Origin of the sequence: Mesorhizobium sp. M1A.T.Ca.IN.004.03.1.1 (assembly GCF_003997555.1) — a bacterium.
GTDB lineage: Bacteria > Pseudomonadota > Alphaproteobacteria > Rhizobiales > Rhizobiaceae > Mesorhizobium.
Genome location: NZ_RZTV01000002.1, coordinates 59,821 through 76,229, shown reverse-complemented (window position 1 = coordinate 76,229; position 16,409 = coordinate 59,821). Strand labels below are relative to the sequence as shown.

Here is a 16,409-nt window from a genome sequence, read left to right as displayed (position 1 = left end):
CTGCCGGCCGTGGTTTCTGGCCGGAGCACAAACTGGCGGTGGGCAATCTCATGAGTATCGGCGGCGGTATGGGCTCGGCGAGCCGGTCCGAGGGCGGCCAGACGGGATCGAGGACGAAACCTGCATTGACGCAGGAACTTCGCTTCACGCGGACGTCCTTGCGCGTCATTTGCACCAGCCTGTGGTTATGGCTTCTGCTGGGCATCTACCGGGCCGTCATCGTCGATCCGCAAACGACATTTCAAGGGGCTCTGGCGTCCATTCCCATGGGATTGGCGGCAAGCTATTACGACCTGATCCTCATCACATCGGTGACGGCGGCAACGCTGATCCTGCTCTTCCTTACAAAGTCAAGCCGGCTCGCATCCGCGGCCGTCGCCGCCCTGGTGTCGCTCGGCTGGGGATTTGCCAACATCAATCTCGTCAAGATGCTGGGTGAGCCTTTCACCTTCCAGTGGCTGGTCTATGGCGACTTCCTGCAGAATGCCGACGCCAAGAGCGCGATGGCGACGCCCTCAACGTGAGGGATGCCGCGATCCTTTTCGGGTCCATCGTTCTGGTGCTGGCCCTCGGCTACGCCGCGGGCAGTTTGTGCCAGCGGCTGAGTTCCGCAGGCCGCAAGAGGTTTCTCATCGCTTTGGTTCTGTGCGTTGGCGCAGCCCTGGTCGGCAGCGGCTATCATGTGCGCGCTCAGTCGCTGCCAGCATCCAAGGTCGACAATCCTATCGTGTATTTCGTTCAGTCGGCGTGGTTCAGTTCGACGCCGGTGACTTTTGCGATGAGCGCCGGCGGCGATGATCCCGATGTCGCCAGCGTCGGGGAGCGTCCGGCGGAAACCTCAAGCTTCAAGGCGCCGACGCCAAATCCGATCAAGAACGTGCTGATTTTCATGATGGAGTCGGTGCCGTCGAAATACATCGAGACCTTTGGCGGCCAGTATCCGATCACGCCAAACATAAAGAGCTATGCCGGAGGTTCCATTCGGTTCGACAAGATCTATGCGCATGCGCCGTCCACGCACTACTCAATCTTCTCGCTGCTGACCTCGATGTACAACGACATCTCATTCTACGGGATGACCGCCAAATATCCGTACCTGCCGCTGGAGACGATCTCCAACGCCCTGTCCAAGCACAACTTTCGCACCGGGTTCTTCTGGAGCGCCGATTCCCGTTTCCAGCGTGTGGACGAGTTCCTGCTCAACAAGGGACTCGACGTCATCCAGGATTATCGGGGCAGAAATGCGCCACCCCGACCTTCAAGCTCAGTACCGAGCAGTGGAAGAACATGGACTATAACAGTGACCTCTGCACGGCCCAAATGATCATCGACTGGATGAGGAAGGATCCGCGGAAGCCCTTCTTCGGCATCATGTTCACGGCCATGACGCATTATCCGTACATCACCGGCAGCCCGATGTTCTCGAAGATGGTGCCTTCCGCTAAAGACATCGGGCCGGTGCACTACGTCGATGACGAAAAATTCAATGCCTATCTCAACGCCCTGAAGGTCGGCGACGCAGCGTTCGGTGAAATCCTCGATTCACTGAAGCAGTCCGGCAAGCTCGATTCGACGCTGGTTGTCGTCCTTGGCGATCATGGCGAGGCGTTCGGAGAACATGGCGACTACGTCCATGCCACCGCAATCTACGACGAGAACGTCCACATTCCGCTGATAATGATCAACAAGCACCTTTTCCATGACGAAGTCGCGCATCCGGTCGGCGGCATCGTCGACATCGCTCCGACGATCATGGACATACTGGGACTGCCATTGCCCGAGCAGTGGCAGGGCCGCAGCCTGTTCAGCGAGCAACGGCCAAACAGGACCTTCTTCTTCAATCCGTGGGCCGGCTCCTTGCTCGGTTATCGCGATAATGATCGAAAGGTGATTTTCAACGCTACCACCGGCAAGGTCGAGGAATACGACCTTAAGGCCGATCCCGGCGAAAAGACGAACCTATTCGAAGAAGGCTTGAGCGATCGAACGGCGCTGCTGCAGCCGATTGCCGGCTGGGTGCAATCGCAAAAGCGGCGCATAGCCACACTTGTCGCCAACGCGGCCGGAGACGCGGGGCACTGCACAGCCACAAGCTTGGAGATCGACGCGGCCGGCACCGACTACCAGGGTCAGCCTCGCTTCGACGTCTTCGCCGACGGCAAGCGCCTTGGCGAGATCGCCGTCCAGGGCAAGGAGAGCAAGGCCTCGACAGGCGAGCAGCGCGTGGCGGAACTGACGGAGGCGGCCGTCGAGGCGCAACCGTTCCACATCGACCTTAGCGGCGTGCCCAATCCAAAGACGATCGAAATTCGTTATGTCAACGACGAGTGGGCCGGAGACGGCCGGCCCGGCGATCGCAACCTTTTCATCAAGAGCATAAAAGTGAACGGGCAGCTTGTGCCCAACAGCAAGCTGCACGTGGACGAGCAATCCCATGGCTACACCGACGACAGCGGAACCGCCATGTATACCAACGGCTCGCTATGGGTCAGCGGTCCGTTTATCGAAGGATGCATGTAGGGCAGGGCATCGGCGGCAGCGCTTCGCTTTACAGCTTGCCCTCCGGCCGCCATTCCCGCCGGTACCAGTCGACGAATTTCGCCAGTCCTTCCTCGATCGGCACTTTCGGCTTGAAGCCGATGTCGCGCTCTAGCGCGCTGGTGTCGGCAAAGGTCTTCTCGACATCGCCGGGCTGCATGGGCAGATCCTCACGGATGGCCTTCACGCCGAGCAGCCCTTCCAGCGTCTCGATGAAGCGGCCGAGATGCACCGGCTGGCTGTTGCCGATGTTGTAGATGCGGTGGCGCTCGCGGCCGGCCGCCGGCGGCTTGTCGAGAACCGCAATCACGCCCTCGACAACGTCGTCGACATAGGTGAAATCGCGCCACATCTCGCCATGGTTGAAGACGCGGATCGGCTTGCCGGAGAGCATCGCCTCGGTGAAGATCCAGGCCGCCATGTCCGGTCGTCCCCAGGGGCCATAGACGGTGAAGAAGCGCAGGCCCGTCTGCGGCAGCCCAAAGAGATGCGAATAGGTCGAGCTGATCAGCTCGTCCGCCTTCTTGGTCGCCGCGTAGATCGACACCGGATTGTCGACGCGGTCGCTTTCCACGAACGGCACCTTGGTGTTGCCGCCATAGACCGAGCTCGACGAGGCATAGACCAGATGCTTGATCTCGGGCGATGCACGGCAGAGCTCCAGCACCTCCAGGTGGCCGGCGATGTTGGCGTGGATATAGGCGCGCGGATTTTCGAGCGAATAGCGCACGCCCGCCTGGGCGCCGAGATGCACGATGCCGCTCAGCAGCGTTCCCTTGAGCGTCGCCGCCAGCGCGCCCGGCTCGGCTATGTCGAGTTGGCGGAACGAAAATCCGTGCCGGCCGGAAAGCCGAGCGAGCCGTGCCGCCTTCAATGCCGGGTCGTAGTAGGCGTTCATGCTGTCGACGCCGACAACGGCGTCGCCGCGGGCGAGCAGGCGCTCGCAGACATGGCTGCCGATGAAGCCGGCGGCTCCGGTCACAAGGATGGTCATGCGCGGACCTCGGATGAGGGCAGGGGCGGGATCATTTCCGTCTCGGGGCTTTCTTGGCTTGCGCCGGCGGGCTCGGCCAACGCCAGCCATCACCTTCGCCAGGCGCGGGCTGCGGGCGCGCCACATAGGCGAGCGAAACATTGGCCTCGAGATAGACGCGCGACAGCATCTCGGCGAGTACGCCCGACGTTACCATCTGCAGGCCGGCGATGACCAGGAAGAAGCCGGTGAACAGCATCGGGCGCGTTCCAATGTCCTGTCCGAAAAACACCTTCAAGCTGAACAGGTAGGCAAGGATCAGCGAGCCGAGCACGCCGAACACGATGCCGATGCCGCCGAAGAAATGGCCGGGCCTGGTGCGGTAGCGCATGAAGAAGAACATGAAGACCAGGTCGAGCACCACGCGGAAGGTGCGCGAGATGCCGTATTTCGACTGGCCGTGGATGCGGGCGTGATGCGTCACCACCTCCTGGGCGATGCGGCGCGGCGTCGTCACCGTCGCCAGCCAGGCCGGGATGAAGCGGTGCATTTCGCCATAGAGCCTGACGCTGCGGATGACGCTGCCGCGGAACACTTTGAGGCTGCAGCCATAGTCCTTCAGCCGAACCCCGGTGACGCGCGCGATCAGCGAGTTGGCGATGCGTGACGGCAGCCGGCGCATCCAGAAACCCTCCTGACGGTTCTTGCGCCAGCCGGCGACGAGGTCGAGGTCCTCGGTCAGCAGTCGATAGACCATGCGCGGTATGTCGAACGGATCGTTCTGCAGGTCGCCGTCGAGCGTCGCTATGACATCGCCGCGGGCAGCGTCGAGGCCGGCCTGCATGGCCGCCGTCTGCTTGAAGTTGCGCACCAGCTCCACAGCGTGCACATGCGCACCGTATTCGGCCGCCAGGCGGCGAATTTCATTCGGCGTGGCGTCGGTGCTGCCGTCGTCCACCAGCACCACTTCCCAGGGCTGGCTGTAGTTCTCCATCGCCTGGTGGATACGCACGATCAGCGGCTCGACGTTGTCGGCCTCGTTATACATCGGGATGACGATGGAAAGCTGGTGCTCGGGCATGACGGCACCGGCAGGCAGCCCCGACTGAGGAATGGGAAGCATGTCCATGGCGGTCATTTCCTTGCGGGTCCCGTAGCCGGCGTCTCCGGCAGCGTCGATTTCGAGGGAAACAGCCAGGCGATCGCACCGGTGGCAACGGCCGAGCAGAGGATGAACAGATGCAGCGCCAGCGCCGCCTGCAGCCCGTCCTTCATGGCGATGCCGGAATAAAGCAGCGCCGCTGCCGCGCCCGCCTCATAGGTACCGAAACCGGCGACACCCTGCACCGGCAGGATGGCGGCGGCCTCGGCGCCGACGGCGCCGGGAAAGGCAGTCTGGAAGGAGGTGCCGAGCAGCATGGCGAGCAGCCATCCCTGCACGGCAAGCTTCAGCGTCCAGTTGGCGACCGTCCACCACCAGCCGTAGCGGGAGCGGCCCGTGGCCTCGGTGAAGATATCGCGCAGCTTGCCGAGCTTCGACACGATGCTGCCGCGCCCGGCCCAGTCATGCGGCGCGCGCGCCCAGCGCGGCAGATACCAGGCGGCGGCAATCAGCGCCGCGATGCCCGCGGCCCTGAGGGCCGGGTGAAGACCGGGCCACACCAGGCAGGCGAGCACACCGACGACGAAGGCGTCCTGCAGCCTGAACCACAGGAGCGAAGCGCCGGCGCGCACGATCGAGATGCCGAACACCTGCCGCAACAGCAGCGGGAAGGCGGTCTCGCCGCCGCGGAACGGCACCACGTTGATCATGGCGTTGTGAATCAGGATGACGCGCAGGCAGGCGCCGAAGCGGCCGTTCACGTCGTCGCGGAACTCGTCGCAGACCCGCAGCGCGCGCAGCACATAAGTGACGAACAGCGCCAGCGTCACCGCAGCGAAGGCGCCGGGCGTGATGCTGGCTAAGGCGTCGCCCACCATCTTCCAGCGCGAGTCTGCCGCAAGCCAGGCCAGCAGCGCCAGGGTGACGATTATCGAGAATGCTCTTTTCAACCAGTTCTCCGAATGGCGTCGACCGCCGCATTCCGGGTAATTGCTTCGATTTCCAAATCGGCCGCACGGCAGGGGACCGCTCCAGGCCGCCGGCTCCCTTGCCGGCTTCCAATGGCCTGGCGAGGCGCCAAGATTCCGAGCCCTTCCGTGGTCGCCGGCCCGTTCAACGTTTCTGCTCCATCATAAGCGGCCGATCCTATAAACCAGCGGCTTGCCCATCCACAAGCTTTGGCGCGGCCGCAATCACCGTCCGCGGGCGATCTTGGCTCGCTGCGACGGGAAGGTTGACACCATTCCTCGAGCGGCAGTTAATATCACGTGGGGGCGGTAGCTGCGCATTGGGATCGAATACCCAATCTGGGTAGTGACGCCAGATCGAAAGGCGTCGTCGAAATGTTATCGCTCATCATTCCTGCAGTTCGAAAAATATTGCCGTCCAGACCAGCGCGGAGCGTGAGGTGCCGTCGTTCTGCGCGGCGCGCGGACCTGATGCTTCTGCTCTTCTGCGGTGGAGTGGCGCTGTCCGGCGTTGCTCACGCAGCCGGCGCTGGGTCTCCGGCAGCGGCACAAGCAGGCACCACGCCGACGGCATTTGAGTTGCAGTTGTTCTATGCCGACCGCACCTGGAACTGGGAGGACGGAGCCGCCTATTTCGCCCAGGACAGGCGCATGCGTGCCTGGACGTCCAAGCCTGGTTCAACGTCCTTCGCCGAAGGTACATGGCATCTCAGCAATGATGGCAAGATGTGCATGGAGCTCGTCTGGCGGTCCACGGCCTATACGGCACAGCCCATCCGCACCTGCTTCAGCCATCGCGTCCTGAACGGGACCGTCCAGCAACGGAGGGATCCGGATGGCCGGTGGTACAGCTTCAGGCACGCTTCGGACAATTCGGCCGACGAGTTCAAGAAAATTCAGGCGGGCGATACCAGGAGCGTCGATTTCGAAAAGGCCCGCAAGTTGGTCGATCCCAAGAGTTAGTCGCTGCTGGCGCACGTCCAGAAAAATGCCTAGAGCGGCTGGCCGTTTCACGGAAACGCCGACCCGCTCTATCTCTTTGCTCACGCAATTTCCGGACGGAAAACCGCTGCACACGTCCTGGAATTGCTCTAGCAGTTTCCGCTCGGAATTGTCCCGGCGTATCAAATCTAAGAGGCTCGCTGAGACAAGCCGTCAACCCAGCTCAGCGAGCCCACGCCCCGACACAGTACTCACAGGGACGACTGCCAGCCGTGCAGGCTGGCGTTTTTCCGCGGCGTTCATGCCGCGCGGCGCGCGCTTCGCGCGCGAGACGCCGGCGGACGCTTTGAAAACCTTCGGCTTCAGGGCCGGTCGGAGCCCGAAGAAGGGCGCTGCCGTCCTGACGATGGTGTCTAGATCGGAAAGTTCCGCCACAAAGCCCAATTGCTCTTGTGCTAGGCTGGGATCGGCGAACAGCCCGGCCGGGTCGCCGGGCCGGCGCGGTTTATAGGCGACCGGGACCGTCCGGCCGGTGACGCGGCCGACGGCCTCGAGGATCTCCTTTATCGAGATGCCTCGGCCGGTGCCGAGATTGACGGACAGGCTGTCGCCGCCGGCCTCGAGATGCATCAATGCCATGAGATGCGCGCGCGCGAGGTCGCTGACGTGGATGTAGTCTCGCACGCATGTGCCGTCCGCCGTCTCGTAATCGGCGCCGAAGACCTCGATCGCCTCGATCATGCCGGACGCCGCCATCAGCACCCTCGGAATGAGGTGGGTTTCGGGTGTATGCCACTCGCCAAGCTCGCCTTCGGGATCGGCGCCGCAGGCGTTGAAGTAGCGAAGGATCGCGTATCTCGTTCCATAGGCAGCGGCATAGTCCCTGATGATTTCTTCGCCCATCAGCTTGCTGCGGCCATAGGGGCTGATCGGCTTCTGCGGCGAGGCCTCGCTCACCGGCAATGCTTCCGGCACGCCATAGGTCGCGCAGCTCGAGGAAAAGATCACCTTGTCGATGCCGCTTGCCCGCGCGGCGTCCAGTACGGCGATGGTGCCGCCGACATTGGTCGCATAGTAATCCGCCGGCGCGCTGACCGACTCGCCGACATAGGCAAGGGCGGCGAAATGGATGATCGCCTGTGGTCTGTGAGTCTCGATCGCCCGCCGCAACGCTTCGGGGTCGCGGATGTCGCCGACGACCAGCGGCCCCCAGGCGACGGCTTTCTCGTTGCCGCGGCTCAAATTGTCGTAGACCACCGGCAAGTAGCCCGCCGCCGACAGCAGCTTGCAGGCATGGCTACCGATGAAGCCGGCGCCACCCGTCACCAGAACGGGGCGCCGGGTCATCATGCCGTTGCCTCCCTGGCGGTTGATGCCTGGACCCTGCGCGGGGCGATGAACCGGCGTCCGCCCAGGACGGCGTCGAAATAGGCAGTGGTGTGGGCGAGGCCTTCGCTCAGCGCAACCTTCGGCTCCCAACCGAGATGCTGCCTGGCAAACGAGATATCGGGCTTGCGCTGCCTGGGGTCGTCGACCGGCAGCGGCCGGTGCACGATGCGCGAGCGTGAATTCGTATAGTCGATGACCAGCTCGGCCAATTCCATGACGGTGAACTCGACGGGGTTGCCGAGATTGACCGGGTGCTGAGGGGCCACGCCGGCGTTCATCAGGCGCACGAAGCCTTCGATCAGGTCGTCGACGAAGCAGAAGGAGCGCGTCTGCGCGCCGCTGCCGTAGACGGTGATGTCGTCGCCGCGCAGCGCCTGGACGATGAAGTTCGACACCACGCGGCCGTCGTCGGGCCGCATGCGAGGGCCATAGGTGTTGAAGATGCGCGCGACGCGGACATCGATGCCGTATGTCCGTGAGTAATCGAAGAACAGCGTCTCGGCCGAGCGCTTGCCCTCGTCGTAGCAGGAGCGCGGACCGTGCGTGTTGACATTGCCGAAGTAACCTTCGGGTTGCGGATGCACCAGCGGATCGCCATAGACCTCCGAAGTCGAGGCTTGGAAGATCTTGGCGTTGTGTCGCCGCGCGAGCTCCAGAAGGTTGATCGAGCCGAGCACGCTGGTCTTGAAGGTGTGGATCGGATCGGCCTGGTAATGCGGCGGAGAAGCCGGGCAGGCGAGATTGTAGATCTCGTCGACAGCCAGGTCCGTCGGCAGTTCCTCAACGATGTCGTGCCTGATGCAGGTGAAAGTCGCGTCACGCGCTATCGCTGACAGGTTGTAGCGCTTGCCCGTGTGGAAATTGTCCAGCGCGATGACTTCATATCCATCGGCAAGCAGCCTTTGGCACAGATGAGAACCCAGAAATCCTGCTCCGCCGGCGACCAGCGCGCGTCCTTGATCGGCACGCCTCCGTCCCGGCTTGGTGTCCAGCTTCAGAACCTTGATGACCCTACCCATGGCGACCTCATACTCGCACACACCCACGCATCATCGTTCCGGGCCGGGGCAACAGCGTTGCCCGACCAGGTGAAATCATGGCGATCCCTCCGCATACGCGGAGTCGCCAGAAACGTGTGTTTTGTCTGAGTAAGCGGGGTCGTTGCCGTACGGCTTATGTGCTGCCGCTCAGCGTCCCTTTGCCCCTAAGTCGCGATCCACGAACATGGTTGCCACCACCGCGGACTGCTCGCCCAAATTGCACACCCAACGTATAGAAAGATATACCTGTGCGCCGCATAGTCAACTAATTTAGGGATTCATTAACGTTACTCTTTTGCTGTTGGTTAACTGTAGGCGTAGGCAGGCGCGCCTTTTGCGTCATAAAAAGGGCGGTTCCGTCCGGTTTTCCCGCGGTAAACACCGCGTGCCGCGGTCTTCGCAAAACTCGTCGAGCGTTAGGGCGGAAGGCTTCAAGGTGAAGACAAGGAACGCGTCTGGCGCCGTCTCTCGGCCTCTGGCATTTCTTGCGGCCGGTCTTTCGGGCTAGAAAATTGCGCAAGTATATCTTAGTTCGCCAACAGGTAGATCTGGCGAGCCTGTAGGCCCTGTCTGCGAAACGCGCTTTCCGAATTGATCGGGGCTAGGCGGCCGTGGTGACGACGGCTCCGCAGCCGTGCTGTCCGGCACGCCGAGATGGCCTCCCGGCATCGCCACCACTCTGAGGTGCTTAAAAAAGGGAGCACAAGGAGTAGCGCAGGTTGGACAACTGGACGCCGTGCATTCCCGTTTCTACTCCTCATTGCCCTCCTTATTCTCCGCCCATCTCCTTCTTGAACTGGGCGAAGTCGACCTGCATGCCGTTGAAGATGGTGCTCCAGTGGCGGGTCAAGGCGGCCAAGGCGACTGCCTCCTGGATCTCCTCGTCGGTGGCGCCGGCGCGTTTGGCGTTCTCGGTGTCCGACCAAACACAATAATTGCAGGGGATTTGCGCCGCGACCGCCAGCGAGATCAGCGACTTCACCTTCGGCGGCAGCGCCGTCTTGTCGCTGATCTCGATTGCCTTGACCTCTGCCCACGCGCCGGGCAGACCGGCTTTCGGGAACTGCTTCATGAAGCCGGGTACGCCCCCGATGGTCGACTGGATGTCCTTGATGGCGGCGTCATAGTCGTCGGCGCCGGCAGGCACGGTCAAGGCCGCGGTGAACGCGATAGCGGCGAGCAGCGAGGCGGAACGAAGGTAGGAATGCGCGCTTGAGATGATGCGAATGACAGGCATGGTGTTCTCCTCTGGTTTTTGTTAGCCTTACGGTGTAAGGTGATTTGAACATGAACCTTACAGTGTAAGTTGTCAAGCGGCGCCATGGACTCACCGAGCAAGAAAATCCGAACCCGCGGAAAATTGTCCCGCGAGATGATCGAGGACGCGGCCTTTGAGGTAATCGAGCGGGAAGGGCTCTCCGGCTTCTCGATGCGCAAGCTCGCCGCCAGGCTCGGCTGCGAGGCGATGAGCATCTACCATCACTTTCCCTCGCAGGCGCATCTCTACGAGGCGCTGGTCGATCGCCAGATGAGCGGGCTCGTGATCCCCGATCACAGCCTTCCTTGGCGTGAGCGGGCGCGCATCGGTATGCAGGAATTCCGGCGTGTGGCGACCGAGCATCCGGCCTTCGCGCCGTTCATCGTCGTCTATCGCATGAACTCGCCGCCCTGCCTCGCCAAGTTGAACGCCATCATCGGCCTGTTCGAGGATGGCGGCTTCGGACCTGAGCTCAGCGCCCGTCTGTTCCGCGCCGCCGGTTATTATCTGATGGGCGCGATCCTCGACGAGACCGCCGGCTACGCCAAGGGGCCGTCGGCGGTCACCACGGTCAGCGACGAAGAATTGGCGCGCGACTATCCCAGTGTCGTGACGGCCGCGGCTTATTTTGGCACAAGCGGTTTCGACAAGACTTTCGAGCTTGGCCTGGAGATGTTTCTGGACGAGATGGAGCGGATTCGCGACGCTGCCCGGGACGAGGCCGCCAAAAGTGGCGATCGCGCCCGCAAGAAACTCTAACCAGGGCTTTCAATGCGCTTCCTCTCGGTTCTTGTCCTCATCGCCGGCGCTGCCATCGGGGTCTTTTATCCCTGGGCGGTGAGCAATTTCTCCGGCCATGCGATCGGCACCTGGCGCGTCTACGAGGGCGGCCGCTTCCGGCCGGCGACCGTACGGCTCGCTGCGCGCGACGCGCCTGTTCGCGTGCTGGTCGACCTCACCGCGCGTGCCGAGCGCGTCGCCTCGCAGCAGCACACGGTGCTGACGCTGACCGCGGCAAGCGGCGGCCGCACGGCGCTCGCCTCGACGCTCTCCTTCAACCACACCGACAATCCACGCCAGGTGAGCCCGCAGCTGCCCGACAAGATCTTTCGCGACGAGGCCGGTGTGATAGAGACGGTCACGCCGGGCGCTTACGTCTTCACTGTCGGTCCGGGCGATGCGGACGGGATCGACATGCGCGCCGTCGACCTGATCTTGCGTGCGGGCACCGGCTCGGTCGACGAACGCGCGCAGCCGGCCGGTTACACGCTGATGGGAGTCGGCTTGGCTGGACTGGTGCTTTCGCTGGTCTTTGGGCGTGGCAACAAGCCGCCGCAGAATCCCAACTCGCAGCCCCCGCCGCCGCGCTGGGGCCGCGGCGGTTCGCAAAGGTGAAGGCGGCATGAATTATCGCCACGCCTACCACTCCGGCAATTTCGCCGATGTCGTCAAGCACGCGGTGCTCAGCCGGCTGGTCGAGTATCTGAAGCAGAAGGACAAGGCCTTTCGCGTTATCGACACTCACGCCGGCATCGGCCGCTACGATCTCGCGTCGGTGGAGGCCGGCAAGACGGGTGAATGGCAGGGCGGCATCGGCCGGCTATCCGAGGCCGCGCTCGAGCCTCGGACGGCGGCGTTGCTTCAGCCCTATCTGGAAGCGGTGCGCTTGGAAAATCCCGACGGCGGTCTCCGCCGCTATCCCGGCTCACCGCTGATCGTGCGCCATCTCCTGCGCCAGCAGGATCGGCTTACGGCGATCGAGTTGCATTCCGAGGACGCTGCGCGGCTCAAAGCCGTCTTCGCCGGCGACATCCAGACCAGGGTGATCGAGCTCGACGGCTGGTTGGCGCTCGGCGCGCATCTGCCGCCGAAGGAAAAGCGCGGGCTCGTGCTTGTCGATCCGCCCTTCGAGGAGGAGGGCGAGTTCCAGCGTCTCGTCGAGAACCTGCGCCGAGCGCACCGGCGCTGGCCGGGCGGCATCTACGCGCTCTGGTATCCGATCAAGGATCGCAAGGCGGTCGCCGCCTTCCGCGCCGCGCTGAAGGAGACTGGCATTCCAAAACTGCTCGACATCGGCTTCGAGATCCGGCCTGCCTCGAGCGAACCGAGCCTCGACGGCAGCGGCCTTGTGGTGGTGAACCCGCCCTTCACGCTGGAGGCCGAATTGCGGCTGATGCTGCCGGCCTTGCATGGAGTGCTTGCCGTCGAACAGCCGTCGCGCTGGACGATCGAATGGCTGGCCGGTGAGTGAGACCGGGACCAGCCGAAGACTGACCTACGCCAGCGCCGAGGGTGTCACGCCGGTCAGCCGCCGGGTTTCGCGGATCAGATGCGCCTGGTCGGCGTAGCCGGCCTCGATGGCGAGCAGCGCGGTCGAGGCATCGCTATGCCGTCGCTGCAGGCGCCGGAAGCGGTGGAAGCGCAGGATGCGGTCGAGCGTCTTCGGACCATAGCCGAAAGCGTCCTCGAAACGCCGGCGCAGCGTCCGCTCGCTCATGTTGAGGCGGTTGAGCAGACAGGGAACCAGCGGCATCTCCGGCGACAGGCCTTCATCAATGAGGTCGAAGGCCCTGCCCATCAGCGCATCGAGCGCATCGCGCCCCTCTGTATGCGCGCCGACTTCATTTTCCAACTGCCGCACCATGCCGGCGAGGTCGGGCGCGGCCTTGACGCGATCCGACAGTTCGCGGGCACGCGTACCCCATAAGTCCTGGAGGCTCAGCCGCCCGCCGACGATTTCGCCGGCCGGCAGGCCGAGCCACCCGGCGGCCGCGCCCGGCCGGAAACGGAAGCCGATGATCACCGACCCGGGGGGAAGGCGCTCGATCTGCGGCTCCTTGTCCGGTCCGGCCACGCGGAAGCGACCTTCGATCCATTGCAGATCGATGGTCGCGTCCGGCGTGACGACGATTGGCGGGACGTCCTGCTTCGCCATGCGATGCACCCAGACGACGGAGAAGGCGCCGGCCAGGCCTCGCGGGACGGGCCGTTCCCGAAAGAAGCCGGTGGTCTGCGCCAGGACCGCTTCCATATCTTCTCCGATCTGCTTCGGCGTCCTCTGGCGGATCCGCTTCGGCCATTTTGGCCGAAATCTTCAATGCGGGTCGCGTCCGCCGTGGCAAAACAGATGCAGCCTCTTGGCGCGTCCAGCGCCTTCACTGCGCCGCATCCGGTCGCGGATGTGGTGACGAATATAGAAGGGAGTGAGAGAAATGAAAGCTCGCATCACCGTCTTCACCCTTGGCGTCGACGATCTGGAGGCGTCGCTCAAATTCTACCGCGACGGCCTGGGCCTGCCGACCGAAGGCATCATCGGCCGCGAGTTCGAGCATGGCGCCGTCGCCTTCTTCGAGCTTGCCGGCGGCTTGAAATTCGCGATCTTCGAGCGCGCGAACATCGCCCTCGACGCCACCGTGCCGCAGAGCGGCCGCAGCCCGACCGAGTTCACCATCGGCCACAACGTGTCGAGCGCGGCCGAGGTCGACGCTGCGATGGCCGAGGCCGTCAAGGCCGGCGCGCGCGTCGCCAAGCCGGCGCAAAAGACCTTCTGGGGCGGCTATGCCGGCTATTTCCAGGATCCCGACGATCATCTCTGGGAAGTCGTCTACAACCCCGCTTTCATCCCGAAGGATTGACCCGGAAGCCTGGCAGGAGGTCGACATGTCGATCGATACCGTTCAGGCGATAGGCGCGCTTCTCATCGGCGGCGTGTTCGTCTTCGCCGGCATCGAGCACTTCCTGAAATTCAAGGCGATGTGCGACTATCTGGCGAGCCGGAAGTTTCCGGCTCCCGCTGTCATGCTGGCAGCCGGCTCAGCGCTCGAAGTCGTCGCCGGCCTGATGCTCGCGCTCGGCCGTGCCGTGCCTTTCGCCGCCGGCGCGCTTGTCCTGTTCACGCTGGCGACGAACGTCGCGCTGCTGCGCTTCTGGGAGTCCGAAGAGCCGGAGCGGCAGGTGCTGCGCAGCGCCTTCCTGATCAACCTGGCCGTCGTCGGCGGACTGCTGGTGGCGGGAACCGTCTGACAGCCGGACCGCATCTGGAACGATGATTTGGGAAACCATTGTCTTCACAACCGCTTGACCACCGTCAAGCGAATCCGCACAGTGCGTGCAACCGACCTTGAGAGGCTGTCATGACTCGCTTCGCCCATTCCGCCCTTGCCGCGCTGATTTCGCTTCTGACGCCGCTTGGCACATCGCTTGGTTTCACCCAGGCAGCGCAGGCTGCCGACCTTGCCGTTTTAACCGAGGATGACGGCAGCGTCTGCGCCGAGGCCTGGGTGCTGAGCAGGATCACCGATCGCTTCAGCTATCAGGTTCATCATGTGCCGCACCTGCCGGATGTCGCGATCACCGATTTCCATAACATCCGCCTGCATCGTTATCTGCCGTCGAGCGAGAGATGGCCGATCGGCCGGCACTATTGCCGCGCCACCGTCAGCCTGTCGGACGGCCGCGACCGCTCGATCTTCTACCTGATCGAGGAAGGCCAGGGCTTCGCCTCGATCGGCGACAATGTCGAGTTCTGCGTCTCCGGCTTCGACCGCTGGATGGTTTATAACGGCCGCTGCCGCGTGCTTCGGTAAGAAGCCGCCGATCCATTCCCCGGCCTGCGGCCTTCAGGCCCCAGGAACACTCAGTGCGGCCCGCCGACCGCATCAGTCCGATCGCGAATATTGTGAGCTTGCCGGCTATCGCCGGAAGCAAATCGGCTAATCGGCCGCCGATTGACAACTGTCGAACTGTCGCCTAAAAGAGACAGACCTGTCTCATCACCAGGCAGCAGAATGCCCTCATCGCCCTCCGCCAAACGCCAGCATGTCGTCGACACCGCGTATTCGCTGTTCAAGCGCGACGGCTTCCACGCCACCGGCATCGACCGCATTATCGCCGAGGCCGACATCGCCAAGATGACGATGTACCGCCACTTCCCGGCGAAGGACGATCTAATCGTCGCGGTGCTGGAGCACCGCGCGGCGCGTTTCGAACGCCAGCTCGACCGGCTGGCCGCGTCGGCGGACACGGCGGAAGCGAAGATCTTCACGATACTGGACTGGCACGAACGCTGGTTTCGCGATCCGGCTTTCCACGGCTGCCTGTTCGCGCACGCGCTCGCCGAGTTCGGCGATCCCGATCATCCGGTGTTCAAGGCAGCCAGCCGCCAGAAGAAGGGTTTGCGGGCGCGCCTGCGCGCCATCCTGGAAGAAGAGATGCCGCCGGAGCGGGCCGAGGGCGTCGCCACGGCGCTGCTGATGCTGATCGAGGGCGCGACGCTGATGGCCCAGATGGGGGAGGCTGATGCCGCCATCGCCAATGCGCGCAAGGCGGCTTCCGCCATCCTCGCCGGCGCGCGGGTCCCCCAATGAACGCGACGGTCGTTGGGCTCGCGCTGTCCGCGGCCATTTTGCATGCCAGCTGGAACGCCTTCCTACGGACCGGGGTCGACAGGCTGTGGACGGTCACGGTCATGAGCTTCTCGAGCACTGCCGCTGCTATTGTCCTGGCGCTCTTCCATCCGCTGCCGGCTGCGGCTGCCTGGCCCTATGTCGTGTTATCGGCCGTCCTTCAGGTCGGCTACAGCGTGTTCCTGGTTGCCGCCTACCGCTATGGCGAGCTCGGGCAGGTTTATCCGATCGTGCGCGGCAGCGTGCCGCTGCTGGTGGCGCTCGGCGGCTTCCTGCTGGCCGGCCAGCGGCTCGCCGCGCCGGAACTCATCGGCGTCGCGCTGGTCGCCTGCGGCATTATGGGTCTGTCAGTCGGGCGGGGCAGGGCCTCAGTGACATCGATCCTCTACGCGTTGGCCACCGGCGTCATCATCGCGGCCTATGCGACGGTCGACGCGATCGGCGTGCGCGTCGCCGGCGACAGCGCCGCCTACACCGCCTGGGTACTGCTGATCTACGGTGCCCTGCTGCCGGCGGCTTTCGTCGGCCTGCGCGGCAGGCTCACTGTCGACCTGCGTGCGCCGGAAACACGCAAGGCCTTGAGCGGCGGTCTATTCGCGCTGCTGGCCTATGGCGCGGTGGTCGCCGCCTTCGCGCTGGGGCCGGCCGGGCCGATCACCGCCATCCGCGAGACCAGTGTCGTCTTCGCGGCCTTCATCGGCCGCTTTTTCCTCGGCGAGCAGTTGACGCCGCGCCGTATCGGAGCCTGTGCCGTCGTCGCGCTGGGCGCGATCTGCCTCGGCTATCGACCCTGA

At 63.8% G+C, this 16,409-nt stretch carries 19 protein-coding genes; 12 read left to right on the top strand and 7 right to left on the bottom strand.

The features are described from left to right. Nucleotides 1-125 precede the first annotated feature (125 nt). The 3 genes from EOD29_RS06330 to EOD29_RS37810 are packed head-to-tail and all read left to right on the top strand — an operon-like array spanning nt 126 to nt 2,520. Nucleotides 126-524: a hypothetical protein gene (locus EOD29_RS06330; RefSeq protein WP_127246202.1), complete on the top strand. Its 399-nt coding sequence runs from the start codon at nt 126-128 to the stop codon at nt 522-524. After that, the gene (locus EOD29_RS37815; protein ID WP_127246201.1) at nt 521-1,324 is read left to right on the top strand and encodes a sulfatase-like hydrolase/transferase; all 804 of its coding nucleotides are present in this window, start codon (nt 521-523) and stop codon (nt 1,322-1,324) included. The genes EOD29_RS06330 and EOD29_RS37815 overlap by 4 nt, the downstream gene beginning before the upstream one ends. Next, nucleotides 1,288-2,520 (top strand): sulfatase-like hydrolase/transferase, encoded by a 1,233-nt coding sequence (locus tag EOD29_RS37810; RefSeq protein WP_127246200.1) that lies wholly within the window; start codon nt 1,288-1,290, stop codon nt 2,518-2,520. Before EOD29_RS37815 ends, EOD29_RS37810 begins: the two co-directional genes overlap by 37 nt. Nucleotides 2,521-2,548: 28 nt before the next feature. Here EOD29_RS37810 and EOD29_RS06315 read toward each other — a convergent pair whose 3' ends face one another. Genes EOD29_RS06315 through EOD29_RS06305 form a run of 3 tightly spaced genes read right to left on the bottom strand, consistent with a single transcriptional unit; the run spans nt 2,549 to nt 5,563 of the window. Next, nucleotides 2,549-3,532, bottom strand: coding sequence for an NAD-dependent epimerase/dehydratase family protein (locus EOD29_RS06315; protein WP_127246199.1), 984 nt, complete (start codon nt 3,530-3,532; stop codon nt 2,549-2,551). A 31-nt stretch (nt 3,533-3,563) separates the two neighbouring features. Further along, a complete protein-coding gene (locus tag EOD29_RS06310) occupies nt 3,564-4,640 on the bottom strand; it encodes a glycosyltransferase family 2 protein (RefSeq protein WP_066995901.1) in 1,077 nt (358 codons plus the stop codon). A 5-nt stretch (nt 4,641-4,645) separates the two neighbouring features. Further along, on the bottom strand, nt 4,646-5,563 hold the full coding sequence (locus EOD29_RS06305) for a lysylphosphatidylglycerol synthase domain-containing protein (RefSeq protein WP_127246198.1): 918 nt from the start codon (nt 5,561-5,563) through the stop codon (nt 4,646-4,648). A 513-nt stretch (nt 5,564-6,076) separates the two neighbouring features. Between EOD29_RS06305 and EOD29_RS06300 the strand changes: the two genes are divergently transcribed. Next, complete coding sequence (locus tag EOD29_RS06300) at nt 6,077-6,544, top strand: DUF995 domain-containing protein (protein WP_245457221.1); 468 nt, start codon at nt 6,077-6,079, stop codon at nt 6,542-6,544. Between the two features lie 192 nt (nt 6,545-6,736). Here EOD29_RS06300 and galE read toward each other — a convergent pair whose 3' ends face one another. From galE to EOD29_RS06285, 3 genes are all read right to left on the bottom strand, one after another. Continuing rightward, nucleotides 6,737-7,870 carry a UDP-glucose 4-epimerase GalE gene (gene galE, locus EOD29_RS06295; protein ID WP_127216988.1) on the bottom strand — a complete coding sequence of 378 codons (1,134 nt, stop codon included), beginning with the start codon at nt 7,868-7,870 and terminating at the stop codon, nt 6,737-6,739. Continuing rightward, nucleotides 7,870-8,931 carry a UDP-glucuronic acid decarboxylase family protein gene (locus EOD29_RS06290; RefSeq protein WP_095823633.1) on the bottom strand — a complete coding sequence of 354 codons (1,062 nt, stop codon included), beginning with the start codon at nt 8,929-8,931 and terminating at the stop codon, nt 7,870-7,872. Before EOD29_RS06290 ends, galE begins: the two co-directional genes overlap by 1 nt. 790 nt (nt 8,932-9,721) lie before the next feature. Further along, the gene (locus tag EOD29_RS06285) at nt 9,722-10,189 is read right to left on the bottom strand and encodes a carboxymuconolactone decarboxylase family protein (protein ID WP_127246197.1); all 468 of its coding nucleotides are present in this window, start codon (nt 10,187-10,189) and stop codon (nt 9,722-9,724) included. A gap of 135 nt (nt 10,190-10,324) precedes the next feature. On the opposite strand from EOD29_RS06285, the gene EOD29_RS06280 reads away from it, so the two are divergent. The 3 genes from EOD29_RS06280 to EOD29_RS06270 are packed head-to-tail and all read left to right on the top strand — an operon-like array spanning nt 10,325 to nt 12,461. Then, nucleotides 10,325-10,969: a TetR/AcrR family transcriptional regulator gene (locus tag EOD29_RS06280; RefSeq protein WP_245475261.1), complete on the top strand. Its 645-nt coding sequence runs from the start codon at nt 10,325-10,327 to the stop codon at nt 10,967-10,969. A 12-nt stretch (nt 10,970-10,981) separates the two neighbouring features. Further along, nucleotides 10,982-11,605 (top strand): hypothetical protein, encoded by a 624-nt coding sequence (locus tag EOD29_RS06275; protein WP_095823631.1) that lies wholly within the window; start codon nt 10,982-10,984, stop codon nt 11,603-11,605. A 7-nt stretch (nt 11,606-11,612) separates the two neighbouring features. Continuing rightward, on the top strand, nt 11,613-12,461 hold the full coding sequence (locus EOD29_RS06270) for a 23S rRNA (adenine(2030)-N(6))-methyltransferase RlmJ (RefSeq protein ID WP_127240974.1): 849 nt from the start codon (nt 11,613-11,615) through the stop codon (nt 12,459-12,461). Between the two features lie 24 nt (nt 12,462-12,485). Here the strand turns inward: EOD29_RS06270 and EOD29_RS06265 are convergent, their stop codons facing one another. Continuing rightward, a complete protein-coding gene (locus EOD29_RS06265; RefSeq protein WP_127246195.1) occupies nt 12,486-13,241 on the bottom strand; it encodes a helix-turn-helix domain-containing protein in 756 nt (251 codons plus the stop codon). A gap of 181 nt (nt 13,242-13,422) precedes the next feature. On the opposite strand from EOD29_RS06265, the gene EOD29_RS06260 reads away from it, so the two are divergent. The 5 genes from EOD29_RS06260 (at nt 13,423) to EOD29_RS06240 (ending at nt 16,409) form a co-directional block, all read left to right on the top strand. Beyond that, the gene (locus tag EOD29_RS06260; protein WP_127246194.1) at nt 13,423-13,845 is read left to right on the top strand and encodes a VOC family protein; all 423 of its coding nucleotides are present in this window, start codon (nt 13,423-13,425) and stop codon (nt 13,843-13,845) included. 25 nt (nt 13,846-13,870) lie between these two features. After that, entirely contained in the window at nt 13,871-14,233 is a 363-nt protein-coding gene (locus EOD29_RS06255) for a DoxX family protein (RefSeq protein WP_127246193.1), read from the top strand. Nucleotides 14,234-14,343: 110 nt separating this feature from the next. Beyond that, on the top strand, nt 14,344-14,796 hold the full coding sequence (locus EOD29_RS06250) for a hypothetical protein (RefSeq protein WP_127246192.1): 453 nt from the start codon (nt 14,344-14,346) through the stop codon (nt 14,794-14,796). Nucleotides 14,797-14,997: 201 nt separating this feature from the next. After that, the gene (locus tag EOD29_RS06245) at nt 14,998-15,576 is read left to right on the top strand and encodes a TetR/AcrR family transcriptional regulator (protein WP_127246191.1); all 579 of its coding nucleotides are present in this window, start codon (nt 14,998-15,000) and stop codon (nt 15,574-15,576) included. Continuing rightward, nucleotides 15,573-16,409 (top strand): DMT family transporter, encoded by an 837-nt coding sequence (locus EOD29_RS06240; protein WP_127246190.1) that lies wholly within the window; start codon nt 15,573-15,575, stop codon nt 16,407-16,409. Before EOD29_RS06245 ends, EOD29_RS06240 begins: the two co-directional genes overlap by 4 nt.

Excerpts from the sequence above, each read along its gene's own strand:
- EOD29_RS37810 (WP_127246200.1), top strand. The coding sequence starts at position 1,288 with ATGGACTATAACAGTGACCTCTGCACGGCCCAAATGATCATCGACTGG.
- EOD29_RS06315 (WP_127246199.1), bottom strand. The coding sequence starts at position 3,532 with ATGACCATCCTTGTGACCGGAGCCGCCGGCTTCATCGGCAGCCATGTC.
- EOD29_RS06310 (WP_066995901.1), bottom strand. The coding sequence starts at position 4,640 with ATGGACATGCTTCCCATTCCTCAGTCGGGGCTGCCTGCCGGTGCCGTC.
- galE (WP_127216988.1), bottom strand. The coding sequence starts at position 7,870 with ATGACCCGGCGCCCCGTTCTGGTGACGGGTGGCGCCGGCTTCATCGGT.
- EOD29_RS06290 (WP_095823633.1), bottom strand. The coding sequence starts at position 8,931 with ATGGGTAGGGTCATCAAGGTTCTGAAGCTGGACACCAAGCCGGGACGG.
- EOD29_RS06285 (WP_127246197.1), bottom strand. The coding sequence starts at position 10,189 with ATGCCTGTCATTCGCATCATCTCAAGCGCGCATTCCTACCTTCGTTCC.
- EOD29_RS06280 (WP_245475261.1), top strand. The coding sequence starts at position 10,325 with ATGATCGAGGACGCGGCCTTTGAGGTAATCGAGCGGGAAGGGCTCTCC.
- EOD29_RS06275 (WP_095823631.1), top strand. The coding sequence starts at position 10,982 with ATGCGCTTCCTCTCGGTTCTTGTCCTCATCGCCGGCGCTGCCATCGGG.
- EOD29_RS06270 (WP_127240974.1), top strand. The coding sequence starts at position 11,613 with ATGAATTATCGCCACGCCTACCACTCCGGCAATTTCGCCGATGTCGTC.
- EOD29_RS06265 (WP_127246195.1), bottom strand. The coding sequence starts at position 13,241 with ATGGAAGCGGTCCTGGCGCAGACCACCGGCTTCTTTCGGGAACGGCCC.
- EOD29_RS06260 (WP_127246194.1), top strand. The coding sequence starts at position 13,423 with ATGAAAGCTCGCATCACCGTCTTCACCCTTGGCGTCGACGATCTGGAG.
- EOD29_RS06255 (WP_127246193.1), top strand. The coding sequence starts at position 13,871 with ATGTCGATCGATACCGTTCAGGCGATAGGCGCGCTTCTCATCGGCGGC.
- EOD29_RS06250 (WP_127246192.1), top strand. The coding sequence starts at position 14,344 with ATGACTCGCTTCGCCCATTCCGCCCTTGCCGCGCTGATTTCGCTTCTG.
- EOD29_RS06245 (WP_127246191.1), top strand. The coding sequence starts at position 14,998 with ATGCCCTCATCGCCCTCCGCCAAACGCCAGCATGTCGTCGACACCGCG.
- EOD29_RS06240 (WP_127246190.1), top strand. The coding sequence starts at position 15,573 with ATGAACGCGACGGTCGTTGGGCTCGCGCTGTCCGCGGCCATTTTGCAT.